The organism is Ruegeria sp. HKCCD3925 (genome assembly GCF_057221175.1).
This window is the reverse complement of sequence record NZ_JBWVBI010000003.1, coordinates 178,196-196,858: the sequence shown is the minus strand read 5'-3', so window position 1 is coordinate 196,858 and position 18,663 is coordinate 178,196. Positions and strand designations below refer to the sequence as shown.

General features: G+C 57.8%; 24 protein-coding genes. All 24 read left to right on the top strand.

Going from position 1 to position 18,663, the window contains the following annotated elements; all coding sequences use genetic code 11:
- The first annotated feature begins 79 nt into the window (after positions 1-79).
- The 24 genes from AC2TEM_RS08435 to AC2TEM_RS08320 all read left to right on the top strand — a co-directional run bounded on the left by AC2TEM_RS08435 (position 80) and on the right by AC2TEM_RS08320 (position 18,654).
- Positions 80-445, top strand: a complete 366-nt coding sequence (locus AC2TEM_RS08435; protein WP_010442778.1) for an NADH-quinone oxidoreductase subunit A — start codon at positions 80-82, stop codon at positions 443-445.
- Positions 436-969 (top strand): NuoB/complex I 20 kDa subunit family protein, encoded by a 534-nt coding sequence (locus tag AC2TEM_RS08430; RefSeq protein WP_010442777.1) that lies wholly within the window; start codon positions 436-438, stop codon positions 967-969. Before AC2TEM_RS08435 ends, AC2TEM_RS08430 begins: the two co-directional genes overlap by 10 nt.
- Before the next feature lie 11 nt (positions 970-980).
- Positions 981-1,583, top strand: a complete 603-nt coding sequence (locus tag AC2TEM_RS08425; RefSeq protein ID WP_170424113.1) for an NADH-quinone oxidoreductase subunit C — start codon at positions 981-983, stop codon at positions 1,581-1,583.
- 3 nt (positions 1,584-1,586) lie between these two features.
- A complete protein-coding gene (locus AC2TEM_RS08420) occupies positions 1,587-1,760 on the top strand; it encodes a hypothetical protein (RefSeq protein ID WP_170397057.1) in 174 nt (57 codons plus the stop codon).
- The gene (locus AC2TEM_RS08415) at positions 1,760-1,885 is read left to right on the top strand and encodes a hypothetical protein (RefSeq protein ID WP_010442774.1); all 126 of its coding nucleotides are present in this window, start codon (positions 1,760-1,762) and stop codon (positions 1,883-1,885) included. Before AC2TEM_RS08420 ends, AC2TEM_RS08415 begins: the two co-directional genes overlap by 1 nt.
- Positions 1,885-3,108 (top strand): NADH-quinone oxidoreductase subunit D, encoded by a 1,224-nt coding sequence (locus AC2TEM_RS08410; protein ID WP_010442773.1) that lies wholly within the window; start codon positions 1,885-1,887, stop codon positions 3,106-3,108. The genes AC2TEM_RS08415 and AC2TEM_RS08410 overlap by 1 nt, the downstream gene beginning before the upstream one ends.
- Positions 3,108-4,208 (top strand): NADH-quinone oxidoreductase subunit NuoE, encoded by a 1,101-nt coding sequence (gene nuoE / locus AC2TEM_RS08405; RefSeq protein ID WP_170424111.1) that lies wholly within the window; start codon positions 3,108-3,110, stop codon positions 4,206-4,208. Before AC2TEM_RS08410 ends, nuoE begins: the two co-directional genes overlap by 1 nt.
- Before the next feature lie 30 nt (positions 4,209-4,238).
- Positions 4,239-4,466, top strand: coding sequence for a DUF5337 domain-containing protein (locus tag AC2TEM_RS08400; protein WP_170424109.1), 228 nt, complete (start codon positions 4,239-4,241; stop codon positions 4,464-4,466).
- 7 nt (positions 4,467-4,473) lie between these two features.
- Complete coding sequence (gene nuoF / locus AC2TEM_RS08395) at positions 4,474-5,772, top strand: NADH-quinone oxidoreductase subunit NuoF (RefSeq protein ID WP_170424107.1); 1,299 nt, start codon at positions 4,474-4,476, stop codon at positions 5,770-5,772.
- A 5-nt stretch (positions 5,773-5,777) separates the two neighbouring features.
- On the top strand, positions 5,778-6,194 hold the full coding sequence (locus AC2TEM_RS08390) for an MAPEG family protein (RefSeq protein WP_170424105.1): 417 nt from the start codon (positions 5,778-5,780) through the stop codon (positions 6,192-6,194).
- Positions 6,191-6,694, top strand: a complete 504-nt coding sequence (locus AC2TEM_RS08385) for a DUF3291 domain-containing protein (RefSeq protein WP_170403991.1) — start codon at positions 6,191-6,193, stop codon at positions 6,692-6,694. The genes AC2TEM_RS08390 and AC2TEM_RS08385 overlap by 4 nt, the downstream gene beginning before the upstream one ends.
- Positions 6,695-6,773: 79 nt before the next feature.
- Positions 6,774-7,130 carry a hypothetical protein gene (locus tag AC2TEM_RS08380; RefSeq protein WP_480438780.1) on the top strand — a complete coding sequence of 119 codons (357 nt, stop codon included), beginning with the start codon at positions 6,774-6,776 and terminating at the stop codon, positions 7,128-7,130.
- A 97-nt stretch (positions 7,131-7,227) separates the two neighbouring features.
- The gene (locus AC2TEM_RS08375; RefSeq protein WP_170424103.1) at positions 7,228-7,632 is read left to right on the top strand and encodes a DUF5333 domain-containing protein; all 405 of its coding nucleotides are present in this window, start codon (positions 7,228-7,230) and stop codon (positions 7,630-7,632) included.
- Between the two features lie 2 nt (positions 7,633-7,634).
- A complete protein-coding gene (gene nuoG / locus AC2TEM_RS08370; protein ID WP_480856134.1) occupies positions 7,635-9,656 on the top strand; it encodes an NADH-quinone oxidoreductase subunit NuoG in 2,022 nt (673 codons plus the stop codon).
- Positions 9,653-9,868, top strand: coding sequence for a hypothetical protein (locus tag AC2TEM_RS08365; RefSeq protein WP_170424099.1), 216 nt, complete (start codon positions 9,653-9,655; stop codon positions 9,866-9,868). Before nuoG ends, AC2TEM_RS08365 begins: the two co-directional genes overlap by 4 nt.
- The gene (gene nuoH / locus AC2TEM_RS08360) at positions 9,861-10,898 is read left to right on the top strand and encodes an NADH-quinone oxidoreductase subunit NuoH (RefSeq protein ID WP_039534288.1); all 1,038 of its coding nucleotides are present in this window, start codon (positions 9,861-9,863) and stop codon (positions 10,896-10,898) included. The genes AC2TEM_RS08365 and nuoH overlap by 8 nt, the downstream gene beginning before the upstream one ends.
- 1 nt (position 10,899) lies before the next feature.
- The gene (gene nuoI / locus AC2TEM_RS08355; protein ID WP_170397042.1) at positions 10,900-11,394 is read left to right on the top strand and encodes an NADH-quinone oxidoreductase subunit NuoI; all 495 of its coding nucleotides are present in this window, start codon (positions 10,900-10,902) and stop codon (positions 11,392-11,394) included.
- A complete protein-coding gene (locus tag AC2TEM_RS08350) occupies positions 11,391-11,801 on the top strand; it encodes a carboxymuconolactone decarboxylase family protein (protein ID WP_010442761.1) in 411 nt (136 codons plus the stop codon). The genes nuoI and AC2TEM_RS08350 overlap by 4 nt, the downstream gene beginning before the upstream one ends.
- On the top strand, positions 11,798-12,400 hold the full coding sequence (locus AC2TEM_RS08345) for an NADH-quinone oxidoreductase subunit J (RefSeq protein WP_170397038.1): 603 nt from the start codon (positions 11,798-11,800) through the stop codon (positions 12,398-12,400). Before AC2TEM_RS08350 ends, AC2TEM_RS08345 begins: the two co-directional genes overlap by 4 nt.
- 4 nt (positions 12,401-12,404) lie before the next feature.
- Positions 12,405-12,710: an NADH-quinone oxidoreductase subunit NuoK gene (nuoK, locus tag AC2TEM_RS08340; RefSeq protein ID WP_005984024.1), complete on the top strand. Its 306-nt coding sequence runs from the start codon at positions 12,405-12,407 to the stop codon at positions 12,708-12,710.
- 6 nt (positions 12,711-12,716) lie between these two features.
- The gene (gene nuoL / locus AC2TEM_RS08335) at positions 12,717-14,846 is read left to right on the top strand and encodes an NADH-quinone oxidoreductase subunit L (RefSeq protein ID WP_170424097.1); all 2,130 of its coding nucleotides are present in this window, start codon (positions 12,717-12,719) and stop codon (positions 14,844-14,846) included.
- A complete protein-coding gene (locus AC2TEM_RS08330; protein ID WP_170424095.1) occupies positions 14,846-16,390 on the top strand; it encodes an NADH-quinone oxidoreductase subunit M in 1,545 nt (514 codons plus the stop codon). The genes nuoL and AC2TEM_RS08330 overlap by 1 nt, the downstream gene beginning before the upstream one ends.
- A 15-nt stretch (positions 16,391-16,405) precedes the next feature.
- Positions 16,406-17,848, top strand: a complete 1,443-nt coding sequence (gene nuoN, locus AC2TEM_RS08325; protein WP_170424093.1) for an NADH-quinone oxidoreductase subunit NuoN — start codon at positions 16,406-16,408, stop codon at positions 17,846-17,848.
- Positions 17,849-17,904: 56 nt separating this feature from the next.
- Positions 17,905-18,654, top strand: coding sequence for a biotin--[acetyl-CoA-carboxylase] ligase (locus AC2TEM_RS08320; protein ID WP_170403973.1), 750 nt, complete (start codon positions 17,905-17,907; stop codon positions 18,652-18,654).
- Positions 18,655-18,663 lie beyond the last annotated feature (9 nt).

Here is an 18,663-nt window from a genome sequence, read left to right as displayed (position 1 = left end):
CACAGGGATAGAGAATGTCCAGTCAAATCGCCAATTGACGGCGCACCCTTTCGGGACTTGCGCAGGAAAGGAGCTATACGTGGAAGACCTGCTGCGGGAGTACCTCCCGATTCTGGTGTTTCTGGCCGTTGCCGTAGGCCTTGGAATCGTACTGATTCTGGCTGCTGTGGTCCTGGCTGTCCGCAATCCCGACCCCGAAAAGGTCAGCGCCTATGAATGTGGTTTCAACGCCTTCGACGATGCGCGAATGAAGTTTGATGTCCGATTCTATCTGGTCGCGATTCTCTTCATCATCTTTGATCTGGAAATCGCCTTCCTGTTCCCCTGGGCCGTTGGCTTCAAAGACATCAGCGATGTTGGGTTCTGGTCGATGATGGTGTTTCTGGCGGTGCTGACCATCGGCTTTGCCTATGAATGGAAGAAAGGGGCCCTGGAATGGGAGTGATGACGGGCGCAAACACCGCCGGCGTCGACAAGGAAGTCGCCACCCAGGCCCTGAACGCGGAACTGCAGGACAAGGGGTTTCTGCTGACCTCGACCGAGGACATCATCAACTGGGCGCGGACCGGATCCTTGCACTGGATGACCTTTGGTCTGGCCTGCTGCGCGGTAGAGATGATGCACACGTCGATGCCACGGTATGACGCGGAACGGTTCGGCATCGCGCCTCGTGCGTCTCCGCGCCAGTCTGATGTGATGATCGTCGCTGGAACGCTGACCAACAAGATGGCCCCGGCGCTGCGCAAGGTTTATGACCAGATGCCCGAGCCGCGCTATGTGATCTCGATGGGGTCCTGCGCGAATGGCGGTGGGTATTACCACTATTCCTATTCCGTTGTGCGTGGCTGTGACCGGGTTGTTCCGGTGGACATCTACGTGCCCGGCTGCCCTCCAACCGCTGAGGCGTTGTTGTATGGACTGATGCAGCTGCAACGCAAAATCCGCCGAACCGGCACCATCGTACGCTGAGGGAGAGGTAGATGAGCGAAGCACTCAAAGAACTCGGCACTCAGTTGGAGCTGAAACGTGCAGATTGCGTTCTGGCCTGGGATGTGACCCATGGCGAGCTGAACGTCGATGTGGCTCCTTCGAATCTGGTGGAATTCATTGAGTTTCTCAAAAGTGAGCGGACCTGCCAGTTCTCGACCCTGGTTGACATCACCGGCGTCGACTACCCCGAACGGGCCAAGCGGTTCGATGTGGTCTACCACTTCCTGTCAATGTATCAGAACCAGCGCATTCGCTTACGAGTCTCGATCCGAGAAGATGACATGGTGCCTTCAATCGTGGACGTGCACCCCTCTGCCAATTGGTTCGAGCGCGAGGTGTTCGACATGTTCGGCATCCTGTTCTCAGGTCATCCAGACTTGCGACGCATCCTTACGGATTATGGTTTCCGCGGCTATCCGCTGCGCAAGGATTTCCCGACCACTGGCTATACTGAAGTCCGCTATGACGAAGCGCAAAAGCGCGTGGTCTACGAACCGGTCTCATTGGTTCAGGAATACCGTCAATTTGATTTCATGTCCCCGTGGGAAGGTGCGAACTACATTCTTCCGGGGGATGAAAAACAGGAGTCGTAAGTCATGGAGTTCCTGATCTGGATTGCCGTCACGGTTGCCACGATTATCCCGATGCTGAAGCTGCTACCGCATTTCGGGATCGAGAAATACTGGGTCGTAGCCTGCGTCATCCCGATTGGAACGCTGATCCTGATTTGGATCATGGCCATGAAACTGCAAGAGATGGAGCGCCGCTGATGGGTCTGGGGGAACTGATTGCGTTGGGGGCGCTTGGGGTTCTGCTGGCTGGGGCCGCTGCCAAGGCAGCTGAGGCGGAAAAGGTCCGGGTACGGGCCGAAGCGAAGAAGAAACGAGGGCGTTGATGGACGGCTCAAGATACGATGACGGCAGCACGGACGCGCTGAGCGGAGAACAGAAGATCCGCAACTTCAACATTAACTTCGGCCCGCAACACCCTGCGGCGCACGGAGTTCTGCGACTTGTACTTGAGCTGGACGGCGAGATCGTCGAACGTTGCGACCCGCATATCGGCCTATTGCACCGTGGTACCGAAAAGCTGATGGAAAGTCGGACGTATCTGCAGAATCTGCCGTATTTCGACCGTCTTGATTACGTGGCACCGATGAACCAGGAACATGCCTGGTGTCTGGCCATCGAAAAACTGACCGGTGTTGAAGTACCGCGTCGCGGCTCTTTGATCCGCGTTTTGTATTCCGAGATCGGTCGTATTCTTAACCACCTGCTGAACGTGACCACTCAAGCCATGGACGTTGGCGCGCTGACCCCGCCTCTGTGGGGTTTTGAAGAGCGTGAAAAGCTGATGGTGTTCTATGAGCGTGCCTGTGGTGCCCGCCTGCACGCCGCCTATTTCCGCCCCGGAGGCGTGCATCAGGACCTGCCGCCGGAACTGCTGGACGATATCGAGGCTTGGAGCCACGAGTTTCCCGCCGTTCTCGATGACATTGACGGCCTGTTGACCGAAAACCGCATCTTCAAACAGCGCAACGCCGATATTGGTGTCGTGACCGAGGATGACATTCAGAAATACGGCTTCTCGGGCGTAATGGTGCGCGGATCGGGGCTGGCATGGGACCTGCGCCGCGCGCAGCCCTATGAATGCTATGACGAGTTCGAGTTCCAGATTCCCGTCGGAAAGAACGGCGATTGCTATGACCGCTATCTGGTGCGCATGGAAGAGATGCGCCAGTCGCTGCTGATCATCCGTCAGGCCATCGCCAAAATCCGCGACTGTCCCGGAGACGTTCTGGCGCGCGGAAAGATCACCCCGCCGAAACGTTCGGACATGAAGACCTCGATGGAAAGTCTGATCCATCACTTCAAGCTCTACACCGAAGGCTTCCACGTCCCCGCAGGCGAGGTCTATGCCGCTGTCGAAGCCCCCAAGGGCGAGTTCGGCGTCTATTTGGTCGCCGACGGCACCAACAAGCCCTACCGCGCCAAACTCCGCGCGCCGGGTTTCCTGCACCTGCAAGCCATGGACCACGTTGCCGGAGGACACCAACTGGCCGACGTCGCCGCCATCATCGGCACCATGGACGTCGTATTTGGAGAGATTGACCGCTAATGCTCCGCCGTCTTCACCCCGAACAACCCGAAAGCTTTGCCTTTACCGCTGCCAACCAGCAATGGGCCGAAGCGCAGATCACCAAATACCCCGAAGGCCGTCAGGCCAGCGCGGTGATCCCGCTGCTGTGGCGTGCGCAAGAACAAGAGGGCTGGCTGAGCCGTCCGGCGATTGAATCCGTCGCCGACATGCTGGGTATGGCCTATATCCGCGTGCTTGAGGTCGCGTCGTTCTACTTCATGTTCCAGCTGCAGCCGGTTGGATCGGTGGCACATATTCAGGTGTGCGGCACGACATCCTGCATGATCTGCGGGGCCGAGGATCTGATTGCGGTCTGCAAGGAAAAGATCGCGACCAAGCCGCATGAACTGTCTGCTGACGGTAAGCTGAGCTGGGAAGAGGTGGAATGCCTCGGATCTTGCACCAATGCCCCGATGGCGCAGATCGGTAAGGATTACTACGAAGATCTGACGACCGAGAGCTTTGGCAAGATTCTCGATGATCTGGTGGCGGGCAAAGTGCCGACTCCGGGTCCTCAGAACGGGCGCTATGCGGCGGAACCTCTGAAGGGGCTGACCAGCCTGACGGAGTATGACAGCGGCAGAACGCAGTATAACGCAAGCGTGCAGCTTGCGAGCGATCTGGGCGATACAGTCAAGCGCATCGATGGGACCGAGGTTCCAATCCTGACCCCTTGGCTGGGCGAGGATGGAAAAGCGACGGCGGCCAAGGCCGCGCCGAAGCCGCCTAAAGCGCCGGCCCCGGCGAAGCCAGCGGTGAAACAGGCTGCTGAGGCGAAAGCGGCGAAAGAGGATCAACCGGAAACGCTGAGCAGTGCGCGCGATGGCAAGCCCGATGATCTGAAGATGCTGAAGGGTGTGGGTCCGAAGCTGGAAGAGACCCTGAACGAGTTGGGCTTTTACCACTATGACCAGATCGCTGCATGGACACCCGAGCAAGTGGCCTGGGTGGATGCGCGCCTGAAATTCAAAGGCCGGATCGAGCGGGACGGGTGGATCGAACAAGCCGCGAAACTGGCCGCAGGTGAAGAGACCGATTTCGCCAAACGTGCCAAGGAAGACGGCACATACGAAGACTAAACGGGTGCCCGTTCGGGGCATCAGGATGAGATGGATACGGATAAGGAACTGGCCATAGCCCGCAAGGGCCGACATATCGGCATCGTCATCGCCGTGACGATGGTGGTTTGGCTTGGCATGACCTTGTTCATCGGCCCAGCAATCGGATTGCCGGGGCGCTACGCGCTGCTGTTTGATTTCGCCGCTCTGGCCGGATTCATCTATGCGGGCGTCAACATATTTCAACTCTGGCGCATGCGTCAGGATAGCCAAGGGTAACTGAGCGATGCTGAAGGATCAGGACAGGATCTTTACCAACATCTACGGGATGCACGAGCGCACTTTGAAAGGTGCGCAGGCCCGCGGGCATTGGGACGGCACTGCTGGCCTGATTGAGAAAGGCCGCGACTGGATCATTCAGACCATGAAAGACTCAGGGCTTCGTGGCCGTGGTGGTGCGGGTTTCCCGACCGGTCTGAAATGGTCGTTCATGCCCAAGGAAAGCGATGGGCGTCCGGCTTATCTGGTGGTGAACGCGGATGAATCCGAGCCCGGCACCTGCAAAGACCGCGAGATTATGCGTCATGATCCACACACGCTGATCGAGGGGTGCCTGATCGCGTCCTTCGCGATGAATGCGCATACTTGCTACATCTACCTGCGCGGCGAATACATCCGCGAGCGTGAAGCGCTGCAGGCCGCGATTGACGAGGCCTACGACGCCGGTCTTCTTGGCAAGAACGCTGCTGGCTCGGGCTGGGATTTCGACCTGTTCCTGCACCATGGCGCTGGGGCCTATATCTGCGGTGAGGAAACCGCCCTGATCGAAAGCCTAGAGGGTAAAAAGGGCATGCCGCGCATGAAGCCTCCGTTCCCGGCAGGCGCGGGGCTTTATGGCTGCCCGACCACGGTGAACAACGTGGAATCCATCGCCGTTGTGCCCACCATCCTGCGGCGTGGCGCTGACTGGTTTGCGGGTTTTGGTCGTCAGAACAACGCAGGCACCAAGCTGTTTGCGATCTCGGGTCATGTGAACAACCCTTGCGTTGTCGAAGAGGCAATGTCGATTTCCTTCGAAGACCTGATCGAGACCCATTGCGGCGGTATTCGCGGCGGTTGGGATAATCTCTTGGCGGTGATCCCCGGCGGGTCTTCGGTACCGTGTGTGCGTGGTGAGAACATGCGCGATGCCATCATGGATTTTGACTATCTGCGCGGAGAACTGGGTTCGGGTCTGGGCACGGCGGCAGTCATCGTGATGGACAGGTCTACCGACATCATCAAGGCAATCTGGCGGTTGTCGAAGTTCTACAAGCACGAAAGTTGCGGCCAGTGTACGCCATGTCGTGAAGGCACTGGTTGGATGATGCGCGTGATGGATCGTCTTGTACGCGGTGAAGCCGAACTGGAAGAGATCGACATGCTGTTTGACGTCACCAAACAGGTTGAAGGCCACACGATCTGCGCCCTTGGCGATGCGGCGGCCTGGCCGATCCAAGGTCTGATCCGCAATTTCCGAGAAGAAATAGAGGACCGCATCAAGGCCCAGAAATCGGGCCGCATGGGTGCGATGGCAGCGGAGTAAAATCGATGGAAGTCTATGCCGAATATTCCCACGCGATCGCCGCTTTGGTGATCTTTACCCTGATCGTTCTGTTCATGTCGCCGTTCTCGGCGCTTGCAAAAGCGGGCAAGGGGCTGGCACCGGGGGCCACTCCGGATCAGGATTATTCGGACAGGGCCTATCGTTTGAACCGCGCTTATCTGAACGGCACTGAAACTCTGCCTGCCTTTTTGACTGTTACAGTCGCGGCGATCCTGTTGGGGGCCAGCCCGTTCTGGGTGAACCTGCTGGCCTCAGTAGCGCTGCTGGCGCGGGTTGTTATGTTGGTGATTCACCTGCGCGGGATCGGCAAGCCGCATAGCGGGGTCCGGTCTGTTGCTTATGTGGTTGGATGGGCCTGCATGTTCATTCTTGGCCTTATTGCTTTGGTGGCCGCGTTTTGATCCAGCCCGAAGGATATCATCTGGCCGAGTTGAATGTCGGCCGTTTGTTGGCGCCAACAGACGATCCGCGTGTGGCTGAATTCATGGCCAACCTGGATCGCGTCAACGGGCTTGGCAAGCGGATGTCTGGCTTTGTCTGGATGATGGAAGGCTCGGGCGAGCCGGGAACAGGCAACACCGAAAACAGCATCGGGGATGATCCGCAATTCGTCGCGAACCTGACGGTTTGGGAAGACGTCGCCAGCCTTGAGAAATTTGTTTGGGGGACTATCCACAAACAGTTCTACGAACGTCGGCAAGAGTGGTTCGAAATCCTTGGCGAACAACATTTTGTCATGTGGTGGGTGCGGGAAGGGCATTGCCCCAGTTTGGCCGAAGCGTTGGATCGTCTGGAAAAGCTGCGCTCGGAAGGTCCCAGCGAGCATGCCTTTGGGTGGGCAGAATTGAAACAGGCCAGCAAGTGGCGCGACAATCGTTGCGTACAGGTCGCGGCGGAGTGAACGGGATGTTGATTCATACGCTTTCTCCTGCGCATCAGCGGATGCCACAAGCGCCAGCCACGAAACAGGAGTGGTTATGATGGCGAAACGCGTATTCGTAATGACAATGGTATTGGTGGGAAGCTTACTTGTATCTGCCTGCGGTACAGCGAAATCGAGGGCGACCCGCGTGGCGTTTGACGGCATTTTCTTCAACGCCAACGCAAAACACGTGGATAAGAAGACGACACCTACCGATTTCACTGTGACTGTGAATGGCGTTTCGCAGTCATTAGAAGGCGCACGCGAAGCGGGCCGCTATGAGGCGACAAAATTCTGCATTCAGAATTTTGGATCGTCCAGAATTGTATGGAAGGTTGGGCCGGAGACCGAGCCGCAAAATCTACGGATCGAAAACGATAAGCTGACGTATGCCGGAAGCTGTCAGCGACCATGAGCTACCGTATCGCATATCACGGCAAAACCCATGGGCTGTTATTGCATAGCAGCCGGCTGACCGCCGTCTTGGGAATCCCAAGACGAAAGGAAATGTCATGACTGTTGTACGACTTCTGGCCGCGATTTGCGCGATTTCGATGCCTGTAATGGCCGAAGCCAAACCACCCTTGAGGGATGTCAAAGAGATCGACAACGAACTCTACTACATCGCGATCGCAAATGAGATTTCGGAGTACTGTCCGTCGATCAGCGGGCGTCGACTTAAGGCGATTGGGGTGATGTGGGATCTGCGGTCCAAGGCGAACAAACTGGGATATTCGGACAAGGAAATCCGCGCCTATGTGGACTCGGATGCCGAGAAAGACAGGATGCGTGCCAAGGGTGAGGCATATCTGACCCAAAACGGCGTGTCTTATGAAAATCCCAATTCTTTCTGCACGTTGGGGCGGAAAGAGATTGAAAGAAACAGCGCCATCGGCGTGTATTTGAGGGCGAACTAGCGATGTCTGACCTCCGCAAAGTCAATATCGACGGGCAGGAAATCGAAGTCGATGGCGCGATGACACTGATCCAGGCCTGCGAGCAGGCCGGGGTCGAGGTGCCGCGCTTTTGCTATCACGAGCGTCTGTCGATTGCCGGGAACTGCCGGATGTGTCTGGTCGAGGTCGTGGGCGGCCCGCCGAAACCGGCGGCCTCCTGCGCGATGCAGGTGCGCGATCTGCGTCCGGGTCCGGAAGGGCAGGCACCGGTGGTCAAGACGAACTCGCCCATGGTCAAGAAGGCCCGCGAAGGGGTGATGGAGTTTCTGCTGATCAACCACCCGCTGGATTGCCCGATCTGCGATCAGGGCGGTGAGTGTGACCTGCAGGATCAGGCCATGGCCTATGGTCTGTCAGGGACGCGCTTCAAAGAAGCCAAGCGTGCCGTGGATGATCTGGACCTTGGTCCGCTGGTTGGCACCGCGATGACTCGCTGCATCAGTTGTACTCGTTGCGTGCGCTTCACCACAGAGGTCGCCGGGATCACCCAGATGGGTCAGACCGGACGCGGCGAAGATGCCGAGATCACCTCGTACCTGAACCAGACGCTGGATTCGAACCTGCAGGGCAACATCATCGATCTGTGCCCGGTAGGGGCGTTGACCTCGAAGCCATATGCATTCACCGCTCGCCCTTGGGAACTGACCAAAACCGAGAGTATCGACGTGATGGACGCTTTGGGCTCAAGCATCCGTGTAGATACCAAAGGGCGTGAAGTGATGCGCTTTCTGCCGCGCAACCATGACGGTGTGAACGAGGAATGGATCAGCGACAAGACCCGCTTTGTCTGGGACGGGTTGCGGCGCCAACGGCTGGACAAGCCGTATGTGCGGGAAAACGGCAAGCTGCGACCAGCCACTTGGCCCGAGGCATTGACCAAAGCCGCTGAGGCACTGAAAGGGGCTGAGAAGCCAGCCGGGATTGTCGGTGATCTGGCTCCAGTTGAGGCCACATTCGCACTCAAACAGATGATCGAAGGGCAAGGCGGTATCGTTGAGTGCCGCACCGACGGCGCCAAACTGCCTGCGGGTAACCGAGCAGCATATGCCGGGACCGCGGCAATCGAAGATATTGATGCGGCTGAACGTATCCTGTTGATCGGGACCAACCCGCGTGACGAGGCTCCGGTTTTGAATGCTCGTATCCGCAAGGCCTGGGCACACGGCGCCGAGGTGGCCCTGGTCGGGCCTGCCGTCGATCTGACCTATGAGTATCACCATGTAGGCAGCGACCGTGCCGCGCTGCAGACCATCGTTGATATGGGTGGTGATGATGAGATCAAGGGCAAGCGCTCTCTTGTCATCGTCGGGCAGGGCGCGCTGCAGGAGGTCGATGGCTCTGCCGTTCTGGCCGCCGCGCAAGCCATTGCAAGCAATACCGAAAGTGGGCTGATCGTTCTGCACACCGCAGCATCGCGCGTGGGTGCGATGGATGTGGATGCGACCAACGAAGGTGGCATGGAGGCGGTAAACGCGGCCGATGTGATCTATAACCTCGGTGCCGATGAGGTCGAGATCGGCGAGGGTGCTTTTGTGATCTATCAGGGTAGTCACGGCGATCGTGGCGCGCACCGCGCAGATGTGATCCTGCCGGGGGCGGCTTACACAGAAGAAAACGGTCTGTTCGTGAACACCGAAGGGCGTCCTCAACTCGCCATGCGCGCAGGCTTTGCACCGGGAGAGGCCAAGGAAAACTGGGCAATCCTAAGGGCGTTGTCTGCTGAGCTGGGGGCTACTCTGCCCTACGATACATTGGCTCAATTGCGCACCTCCTTGCTCGAATCTGTTCCGCATCTGGCGCGCATTGATGAGGTGATTGAGAATGAAGCAGCGGCGCTACAAGCCGGAAAATTGGGTGAAGCCAGCTTCCGCAATGCAATCAAGGATTTCTACCTGACCAACCCGATTGCCCGCGCCTCGCAATTGATGGCCGAACTATCGGCACAGGCGCAGACCCGCAAGACTGAGAAGATTGCGGCTGAATGAACCAGAAACGTTTCATATCGCAGACGTACGCGGTGCCCGGGTGGCAGATAGCCGCGCCGGATTTGCGTGTGAAATTGAAGATTAAGGGTGGCGTACAGACGGCAGATGCTGTTTACACCAACGCGCCGACCCAGCCGCAGATTGCGCAGGCATCTGGCCTTTGCATCGCACGCGGAAACCAAAATACCCACGGTGTGAGGACCAATGGCTGACTTCTTTAACACCCCAGGCGGAATAGCCATCATCATTCTGGCGCAAGTGCTTGCTGTTGTTGCGTTCGTGATGATCTCGCTGTTGTTCCTCGTTTACGGCGACCGCAAGATCTGGGCCGCCGTCCAGATGCGTCGCGGCCCCAACGTTGTCGGCGTATACGGCCTGCTGCAATCGGTGGCGGACGCACTGAAATATGTGGTGAAAGAGGTCGTCATTCCCGCAGGTGCCGACCGTACAGTGTTTATCCTCGCACCATTGACCAGTTTTGTCCTCGCGATGATCGCCTGGGCGGTGATCCCGTTCAATGATGGCTGGGTCCTGTCGGACATCAACGTCGCCATCCTCTATGTCTTCGCAGTCTCATCGCTTGAGGTTTATGGCGTGATTATGGGTGGTTGGGCGTCGAACTCAAAGTATCCATTCCTTGGGTCGCTGCGCTCTGCCGCGCAGATGATTTCATACGAGGTATCCATCGGTCTGATCATCATCGGCATCATCATCTCGACCGGTTCGATGAACTTCGGTGATATCGTGCGCGCACAGGATGGCTCGTTCGGGTTCTTCAGCTGGTACTGGCTGCCGCATTTCCCGATGGTGTTCCTGTTTTTCATCTCGGCATTGGCTGAAACCAACCGGCCACCCTTCGATCTGCCCGAGGCGGAATCGGAACTGGTTGCAGGCTATCAGGTCGAATACTCGGCCACGCCTTTCCTGCTTTTCATGGCCGGTGAATACATCGCCATCTTCCTGATGTGTGCTCTGACCACACTGCTGTTCTTTGGCGGTTGGCTGTCCCCGATCCCAGGCCTGCCTGACGGCGTATTGTGGATGGTTGCCAAGATGGCGTTCTTCTTCTTCATCTTCGCGATGGTCAAGGCGATCACACCCCGCTACCGCTATGACCAGTTGATGCGCCTGGGTTGGAAAGTGTTCTTGCCGTTCAGCCTCGTCTGGGTCGTCTTCGTGGCCTTCGCGGCGAAATTCGACTGGTTCTGGGGCGCGTTTGCCCGTTGGAGCGTAGGAGGCTGATATGACTCAAATCGACTACACCCGCGCCGCCAAATATTTCCTGCTGCAGGACTTCTGGGTCGGAATGAAATTGGGCTTGAAATACTTCTTCGCCCCAAAAGCCACCGTGAACTACCCGCATGAAAAGGGGCCCTTGTCCCCGCGGTTCCGGGGTGAACATGCCCTGCGCCGTTATCCGAACGGTGAGGAACGCTGCATCGCCTGCAAACTGTGCGAAGCGATCTGTCCTGCACAAGCCATCACCATCGACGCCGAGCCGCGCGAAGACGGAAGCCGCCGCACGACGCGCTATGACATTGACATGACCAAATGCATCTATTGCGGTTTCTGCCAGGAGGCATGTCCGGTTGATGCCATCGTCGAGGGCCCGAATTTCGAATTCGCCACCGAAACCCGGGAAGAGTTGTTCTACGACAAGCAGAAACTGCTGGATAACGGCGAACGCTGGGAAGCCGAAATTGCTCGCAATCTGGAAATGGACGCGCCGTACAGATGAGTGACAGTCCGACAAATCCGTTCGAGCTGATGATGAAGCAAGCTCAGGACATGGCCAAGGCGATGAACCCGGCGATGGAGAATTTCTCGCCCAAAGGGTTTGAGGCGTTGTGGCCGACCATGCCGAAAGAGGTCATGGAGATGATGTTCGGCAATACCGTCAACAAGGACGGGCTGGATGCCAAGACACGCCTGCTGCTTACGCTGGCCGGGCTGACCTGTCAGGGCGCTCAGGCAGACTCGGCGGTGCGTCAGACCGTGCGCCACGCGCTGGAAGCTGGCGCGAAGAAACAAGAGATCGTGGAAACGATCGGTCAGATGTCGGTCTTTGCCGGCATCCCGGCCATGACCCGTGCGCTCGATCTGGCGCAAGAGGTCATGGGTGATAACGAGGATGAGGATCAATGACCGTCTTTGCCTTCTATCTGTTTGCCATCAGCGCCATCACCGGCGGGCTGTTCACGGTGATCAGCCGCCAGCCGGTGCATTCGGTGCTGTGGCTGATCCTGTCCTTTCTGTCCTCGGCGGGCCTGTTCGTGCTGCTGGGGGCCGAGTTCGTGGCGATGCTGCTGATTATCGTTTACGTCGGCGCGGTCGCGGTTCTGTTCCTCTTCGTGGTGATGATGCTGGATGTGGACTTTGCCGAGCTGAAGGCCGAGATGGCGCGCTACATGCCGCTGGCGCTGTTGATCGGATTGGTGATCCTGATGCAGTTCGTCATGGCCATCGGAGCATGGGACAGCGCGCAGGGTGCCGCCGCCAATCTGGCGCAGCCGGTACCGAGCGACCGCCACAACACTGAGGCGCTCGGCGTCATTCTATACGATCAATACTTCCTTCTGTTCCAACTGGCGGGCCTGATCCTGCTGGTGGCCATGATCGGTGCCATTGTGCTGACACTGCGCCACCGTCAGGACATCAAGCGTCAGGACATCATCGGCCAGATGATGCGCGACCCGGCCAAAGCGATGGAGTTGAAGGACGTGAAACCGGGGCAGGGACTTTGAGACGATGATCGGACTTGAACACTATCTTACGGTCGCGGCGACGCTGTTCGTCATCGGCATTTTCGGTCTCTTCCTGAACCGCAAGAACGTCATCATCCTGCTGATGAGCATCGAGTTGATGCTGCTGGCGGTGAATATCAACCTCGTGGCGTTCTCTAGTTTCCTCGGCGATCTGGTCGGGCAGGTCTTTACGCTGTTCGTGTTGACAGTTGCGGCGGCTGAGGCGGCGATTGGTCTTGCCATTCTGGTCTGCTTCTTCCGCAACCGTGGCACCATCGCGGTTGAAGACGTCAATATGATGAAGGGGTAAGAGAATATGGAAACCACCATCCTCTTTGCCCCGCTCGTGGGTGCGTTGATCTGCGGTTTTGGCTGGCGCTTCATTGGTGAGAAAGCCGCCATGTGGACCGCAACGGGCCTGCTGTTTCTGGCCTGCCTGCTCAGCTGGATCGTCTTCCTCTCATTTGACGGCCACACCCAGCAGATCGAGATCATGCGCTGGATCGAAAGTGGTTCGCTGTCGACAAGCTGGGCCATTCGTCTGGACCGTCTGACGGCGATCATGCTGATCGTGGTGACGACCGTTTCGGCGCTGGTTCACTTGTATTCGTTCGGCTACATGGATCACGACCCGCAATGGCGTGAAGGCGAAAGCTATAAGCCGCGTTTCTTTGCCTATCTGTCGTTCTTCACCTTCGCCATGCTGATGCTGGTGACGGCGGACAATCTGGTTCAGATGTTCTTTGGCTGGGAAGGCGTGGGTGTCGCCTCGTACCTGCTGATCGGGTTTTATTATCGCAAGCCCAGCGCCAATGCAGCGGCGATGAAAGCGTTCATCGTGAACCGAGTGGGCGATTTCGGCTTTGCGCTGGGGATCTTCGCGCTGTTCTTCCTGACCGACAGCATCAATTTCTCAGACATATTCGCGTCGGCCCCAGCATTGGCGGAGGAAAAACTGAGCTTCCTCTGGGGTGAGTGGACTGCGATCGAGGTGATCTGTGTTCTGCTGTTCATTGGCGCGATGGGTAAATCGGCGCAGTTGATACTACACACCTGGCTGCCGGATGCGATGGAAGGTCCGACCCCTGTGTCCGCGCTGATCCACGCTGCGACCATGGTTACCGCAGGTGTGTTCCTGGTCTGCCGTATGTCGCCGCTGATGGAGTTCGCACCGGGGGCCACCGGGTTCATAGCCTTCCTTGGCGCTTCGACTGCGTTTTTCGCAGCAACCGTGGGCTTGGTGCAGACCGATATCAAGCGGGTCATTGCGTATTCGACCTGTTCGCAATTGGGTTACATGTTTGTCGCCGCCGGCGTTGGCATGTACTCAGCCGCGATGTTCCATCTGCTGACGCACGCGTTCTTCAAGGCGCTGCTGTTCCTTGGTGCCGGTTCAGTGATCCATGCGATGCATCATGAGCAGGAGATGACCGAGTACGGCGGTCTGCGGAAGAAAATCCCCTATACGTACTGGGCGATGATGATCGGCACGCTGGCCATTACCGGTGTGGGCATCCCGCTGACCACGTTTGGATTCGCCGGGTTCCTGTCGAAGGATGCCATCATCGAAAGCGCCTTTGTAGGTGGCACAGGTTATGCCTTCTGGATGTTGGTAATCGCAGCGGTGTTCACCTCATTCTACAGCTGGCGTCTGATATTCCTGACCTTCTATGGCGAGCCGCGTGGCGACAAGCATACGCATGAGCACGCGCACGAAAGTCCGATGGTCATGCTGATCCCGTTGGGGGTACTGTCTCTGGGCGCGGTGTTCTCGGGGATGCTGTGGTACAATCAGTTCTTCGGCTACACCGACAAAGTGGCCAAGTTCTACGGTATTCCGCTGGCGGAAGAGACCGGCGGTCATGGCGAAGTTGCCGCAGACGCATCTCATGGTGAGGCCAAGGCAGATGACGACCAAGTCGACGCGAAGGCTGATAAAGGCGAGGGTGACTACAAGGCGGACAAAAAGCATGCCAGCTTTGGCGGTGAGCCGGGTGAAGGCGCGCTGTATATGGCACCTGACAACAATGTCCTGAACGATGCGCATGAGGCTCCGAAATGGGTCAAAGTATCGCCTTTTGTTGCTATGCTGCTGGGTTTTGTCGTCGCCTATTGGTTCTACATCGTGAACACGTCGCTGCCCGCTCGTCTGGCGGCGAACCAGCGGCCGCTGTACCTGTTTCTCAAGAACAAGTGGTACTTTGACGAGATCTACGACGCGATCTTTGTCAAACCTACCGTTGCGCTGGGTCGGTTCCTGTGGAAACGCGGTGACGGCAACACGATTGATGGCTTCCTGAACGGGGTTTCGATGGGCGTGGTGCCCTTCTTTACCCGCCTCGCAGGCAAAGCTCAGACGGGTTACATCTTTACTTACGCCTTCTGGATGGTTTTGGGCATCGCCGCTCTTGTCACCTGGATGTCGATCGGCGGAGGCGCAAACTAATGGACAATATCCTATCTATTGTCACCTTCATCCCCGCCATCGCAGCAGGCATTCTGGCCCTGTTTCTGCATGGCGAGGACGTAGCCGCGCAGCGCAACGCCAAATGGGTTGCGCTGGTTGCCACAACCGTGACCTTTCTGGTCTCAATCGGCATCTATACCGGCTTTGATCCGTCCAACACCGGCTTCCAGATGGTGGAAGAGGGCGAGTGGCTGCTGGGCCTGAAGTACAAGATGGGTGTCGATGGGATCAGCGTTCTTTTCGTGCTGCTGACCACCTTCATCATGCCGCTGACCATTCTGGCCAGCTGGCAGGTCACGGACCGGGTCAAGGAATACATGATCGCATTCCTGCTGCTGGAAACGCTGATGCTGGGCGTGTTCATGGCGCTGGATCTCGTGCTGTTCTACCTGTTCTTCGAGGCGGGCCTGATCCCGATGTTCCTGATCATCGGTATCTGGGGCGGCAAAGACCGCATTTATGCCAGCTTCAAGTTCTTCTTATACACCTTCCTCGGCTCGGTGCTGATGCTGGTGGCGATGGTTGCGATGTATGCGGATGCGGGCACCACGGATATCGAGGCGCTGATGAGCCATCAGTTCTCGTCCGAAGGGTTCAGCGTGCTGGGCATCTATATCGTCGGCGGCATGCAGACGCTGATGTTCCTGGCCTTCTTCGCGTCGTTCGCGGTGAAGATGCCGATGTGGCCGGTGCATACCTGGCTGCCGGATGCGCACGTTCAGGCGCCGACGGCAGGTTCGGTCGTGCTGGCGGCGATCCTGTTGAAGATGGGCGGCTATGGCTTCCTGCGCTTCAGCCTGCCGATGTTCCCGGTGGGGTCTGCGGTGATGACCGATGTGGTGCTGTGGATGTCGGCGATTGCTGTTGTCTACACCTCTCTGGTCGCGCTGGTGCAGGAGGATATGAAGAAGCTGATCGCCTATTCCTCGGTCGCGCATATGGGCTTTGTGACCATGGGTATCTTTGCAGCGAACCAGCAGGGCATTGATGGCGCGATCTTCCAGATGCTCAGTCATGGGTTCATTTCCGCAGCGCTCTTCCTGTGTGTTGGCGTGATCTATGACCGGATGCACACCCGCGATATCGAGGCGTATGGCGGTTTGGTCATCCGGATGCCGGCTTACGCTCTGGTCTTCATGCTGTTCACCATGGCCAATGTCGGCTTGCCTGGTACATCGGGCTTCATCGGGGAATTCCTGACCCTGATGGGCGCATTCCAGGTCAACACCTGGGTGACGGCTGTGGCTGCAACCGGTGTGATCTTCTCGGCGGGCTATGCGCTATGGCTCTATCGCCGGGTAGTCTTTGGAGATCTGATCAAGGAAAGCCTCAAGGCCATCACAGACATGAGTTCGCGCGAGCGGCTGATCTTCGCGCCGCTGATCGTGATGACCATTCTGCTTGGGATTTATCCCTCGCTGGTGACCGATGTGATCGGGCAATCCACCGCAGCGCTAATCTCGAACTATGACACGGCTCTGGCCGCGGCTGAAGCCGCAACCCAGACAGCCGCTTCGCATTAAGGGGGCTTTGGAGACATGATCCAGGCTGATCTGACAATCATCCTGCCGGAAATTGTTCTGGCAATTTATGCGATGGCGGCGCTGATCGGGGCTGTCTACACCACCAAGGATGCTCTGGCTCCCATGCTGGTCTGGGCCACTTCAGGTCTGATGGCGGTGTTGGCAATCTGGATTGCGATGAATGGCGAAGGTACCAACGTGGCCTTCAACGGCATGTTTGTGGATGACGGCTTTGCTCGATTTGCAAAGGTTGCGATTCTGCTGTCCGCCGCTGCGGTATTGCTGATGAGCCAGGAATATATGGCGCGCCGCGATCTGCTGCGCTTTGAATATCCTCTGCTGGTCGCACTTGCGGCTGTAGGCATGATGATGATGGTTAGCGCAGGCGATCTGATGTCGCTTTATATGGGGCTTGAGCTGCAGTCGCTGTCGCTTTACGTCGTGGCCGCCTTGCGGCGCGACAGTGCCAAATCCACCGAAGCCGGTCTGAAATACTTCGTGCTGGGCGCGTTAAGTTCTGGTTTGCTGCTCTATGGTGCGTCGCTGGTTTACGGCTTCACCGGCACCACGCTGTTCTCGGGCATCATCCAAACGGTGCATCATGGAGATGTCTCGATTGGCCTCCTGTTTGGCCTGGTGTTCATGATCTCGGGTCTGGCCTTCAAGGTCTCGGCCGTGCCGTTCCACATGTGGACGCCGGATGTGTATGAAGGGTCTCCGACCCCGATTACCGCGTTCTTCGCCACCGCTCCGAAAGTGGCTGCGATGGCCTTGTTCGCGCGCCTGATGCATGACGCATTCGGAGGCGTGATCAAGGATTGGCAGCAAGTGGTCGTGCTGCTTTCGGTCCTGTCGATGCTGCTGGGCGCGGTTGCGGCTATCGGGCAGCGGGACATCAAGCGGCTGATGGCGTTTTCGTCGATTGCCCATATGGGATATGCTCTGATCGGACTGGCCGCTGGGACCGAGATGGGCATCAAGGCAATGCTGATGTATCTGGCCATCTATGTGACGATGAATATCGGAACCTTCGCATTCATCCTGATGATGGAGCGTGATGGCAAACCTGTCACCGATATCGATGCGTTGCGTCAGTTCTCGAAGCGCGATCCGGGCAAAGCTCTGGCAGTCCTGATCCTGATGTTCAGTCTGGCGGGCGTGCCACCGATGCTGGGCTTCTTCGCCAAGTTCGGCGTCTGGCAAGCGGGTATCGATGCCGACCTGTTCGGGCTGGTGATCGTCTCGGCCATCGCCTCGGTCATCGGTGCGTTCTACTATCTGCGGATCGTGTTCTACATGTATTTCGGGGCGGAGAATGAAGACCCGATCGAGATCCGCTCGACCCCGGTTTTGTGGGCAGCGCTGATGGGCTCTGCGGCTCTGATGTTGATTGGCGTATTTTATCAGTTCGGTGTGGAAGGGGCAGCTGCAGCTGCTGCGGCGACGCTTGTCAACTGATACTGCCGCGTTTCGAACAACCGAGGCTCGGTCTCGCGCGACCGGGCCTTTTTGACATGAGCGAATGGCCGCAGGGATATGGCCTGCATATACTGAAAGAAGTCGACAGTACTCTGAATGAGGCGGTGCGGCTTGCGCCAACAGCGACCGGTCCGGTCTGGATCATGGCACATCATCAGACCGCCGCGCGTGGTCGGCGCGGGCGAGCCTGGGCCAACCCCAAAGGTAATCTGGCAGCGACTTTGCTGATGCGCCCGCCGGGTGATCCGGAACAGGCGGCCCTTCGAAGTTTTGTCGCAGCGCTCGCCCTGTATGATGCCTGTGTGGCGGTAACAGGGCGCGCAGTAGGTTTGGCACTGAAATGGCCCAATGACGTGCTGCTCAACGGCGGAAAACTAGCGGGTATCCTGCTAGAAAGCACGGGGCAGGGCCGGGGGGTGTCACATCTGGCGATAGGGGTTGGGGTGAACCTGTCCGAGGCACCGGGCACTGATCGCGTCGAAGCCGGAGCGGTGCGACCTGTTTCTCTGCTCTCGGAAACCGGCGCGCTCACCACCCCCGAGGATTTTCTGACCGAACTGGCGGTAGCTTATGCGCATTATGAGACCCAGTTCATGACCTACGGGTTCGAACCGATCCGCACCGCCTGGCTATCCCGAGCAGCGCGGTTGGGCGAAGTCATAACCGCTCGTACAGCCACGTCCGAAACGGTTGGAACCTTCGAAACGGTAGACGTGGGTGGCAGCCTTGTCCTAAACACCGCCAAGGGCCGGGTCAGCATTCCGGCTGCGGATGTGTACTTCTGAAAGGGGCGC

Bases quoted from the DNA above. Each gene is read 5' to 3' on its own strand.
- AC2TEM_RS08430 (WP_010442777.1), top strand. From the start codon at position 436: ATGGGAGTGATGACGGGCGCAAACACCGCCGGCGTCGACAAGGAAGTC.
- AC2TEM_RS08425 (WP_170424113.1), top strand. From the start codon at position 981: ATGAGCGAAGCACTCAAAGAACTCGGCACTCAGTTGGAGCTGAAACGT.
- AC2TEM_RS08420 (WP_170397057.1), top strand. From the start codon at position 1,587: ATGGAGTTCCTGATCTGGATTGCCGTCACGGTTGCCACGATTATCCCG.
- AC2TEM_RS08415 (WP_010442774.1), top strand. From the start codon at position 1,760: ATGGGTCTGGGGGAACTGATTGCGTTGGGGGCGCTTGGGGTTCTGCTG.
- AC2TEM_RS08410 (WP_010442773.1), top strand. From the start codon at position 1,885: ATGGACGGCTCAAGATACGATGACGGCAGCACGGACGCGCTGAGCGGA.
- nuoE (WP_170424111.1), top strand. From the start codon at position 3,108: ATGCTCCGCCGTCTTCACCCCGAACAACCCGAAAGCTTTGCCTTTACC.
- AC2TEM_RS08400 (WP_170424109.1), top strand. From the start codon at position 4,239: ATGGATACGGATAAGGAACTGGCCATAGCCCGCAAGGGCCGACATATC.
- nuoF (WP_170424107.1), top strand. From the start codon at position 4,474: ATGCTGAAGGATCAGGACAGGATCTTTACCAACATCTACGGGATGCAC.
- AC2TEM_RS08390 (WP_170424105.1), top strand. From the start codon at position 5,778: ATGGAAGTCTATGCCGAATATTCCCACGCGATCGCCGCTTTGGTGATC.
- AC2TEM_RS08380 (WP_480438780.1), top strand. From the start codon at position 6,774: ATGGCGAAACGCGTATTCGTAATGACAATGGTATTGGTGGGAAGCTTA.
- AC2TEM_RS08375 (WP_170424103.1), top strand. From the start codon at position 7,228: ATGACTGTTGTACGACTTCTGGCCGCGATTTGCGCGATTTCGATGCCT.
- nuoG (WP_480856134.1), top strand. From the start codon at position 7,635: ATGTCTGACCTCCGCAAAGTCAATATCGACGGGCAGGAAATCGAAGTC.
- AC2TEM_RS08365 (WP_170424099.1), top strand. From the start codon at position 9,653: ATGAACCAGAAACGTTTCATATCGCAGACGTACGCGGTGCCCGGGTGG.
- nuoH (WP_039534288.1), top strand. From the start codon at position 9,861: ATGGCTGACTTCTTTAACACCCCAGGCGGAATAGCCATCATCATTCTG.
- nuoI (WP_170397042.1), top strand. From the start codon at position 10,900: ATGACTCAAATCGACTACACCCGCGCCGCCAAATATTTCCTGCTGCAG.
- AC2TEM_RS08350 (WP_010442761.1), top strand. From the start codon at position 11,391: ATGAGTGACAGTCCGACAAATCCGTTCGAGCTGATGATGAAGCAAGCT.
- AC2TEM_RS08345 (WP_170397038.1), top strand. From the start codon at position 11,798: ATGACCGTCTTTGCCTTCTATCTGTTTGCCATCAGCGCCATCACCGGC.
- nuoK (WP_005984024.1), top strand. From the start codon at position 12,405: ATGATCGGACTTGAACACTATCTTACGGTCGCGGCGACGCTGTTCGTC.
- nuoL (WP_170424097.1), top strand. From the start codon at position 12,717: ATGGAAACCACCATCCTCTTTGCCCCGCTCGTGGGTGCGTTGATCTGC.
- AC2TEM_RS08330 (WP_170424095.1), top strand. From the start codon at position 14,846: ATGGACAATATCCTATCTATTGTCACCTTCATCCCCGCCATCGCAGCA.
- nuoN (WP_170424093.1), top strand. From the start codon at position 16,406: ATGATCCAGGCTGATCTGACAATCATCCTGCCGGAAATTGTTCTGGCA.
- AC2TEM_RS08320 (WP_170403973.1), top strand. From the start codon at position 17,905: ATGAGCGAATGGCCGCAGGGATATGGCCTGCATATACTGAAAGAAGTC.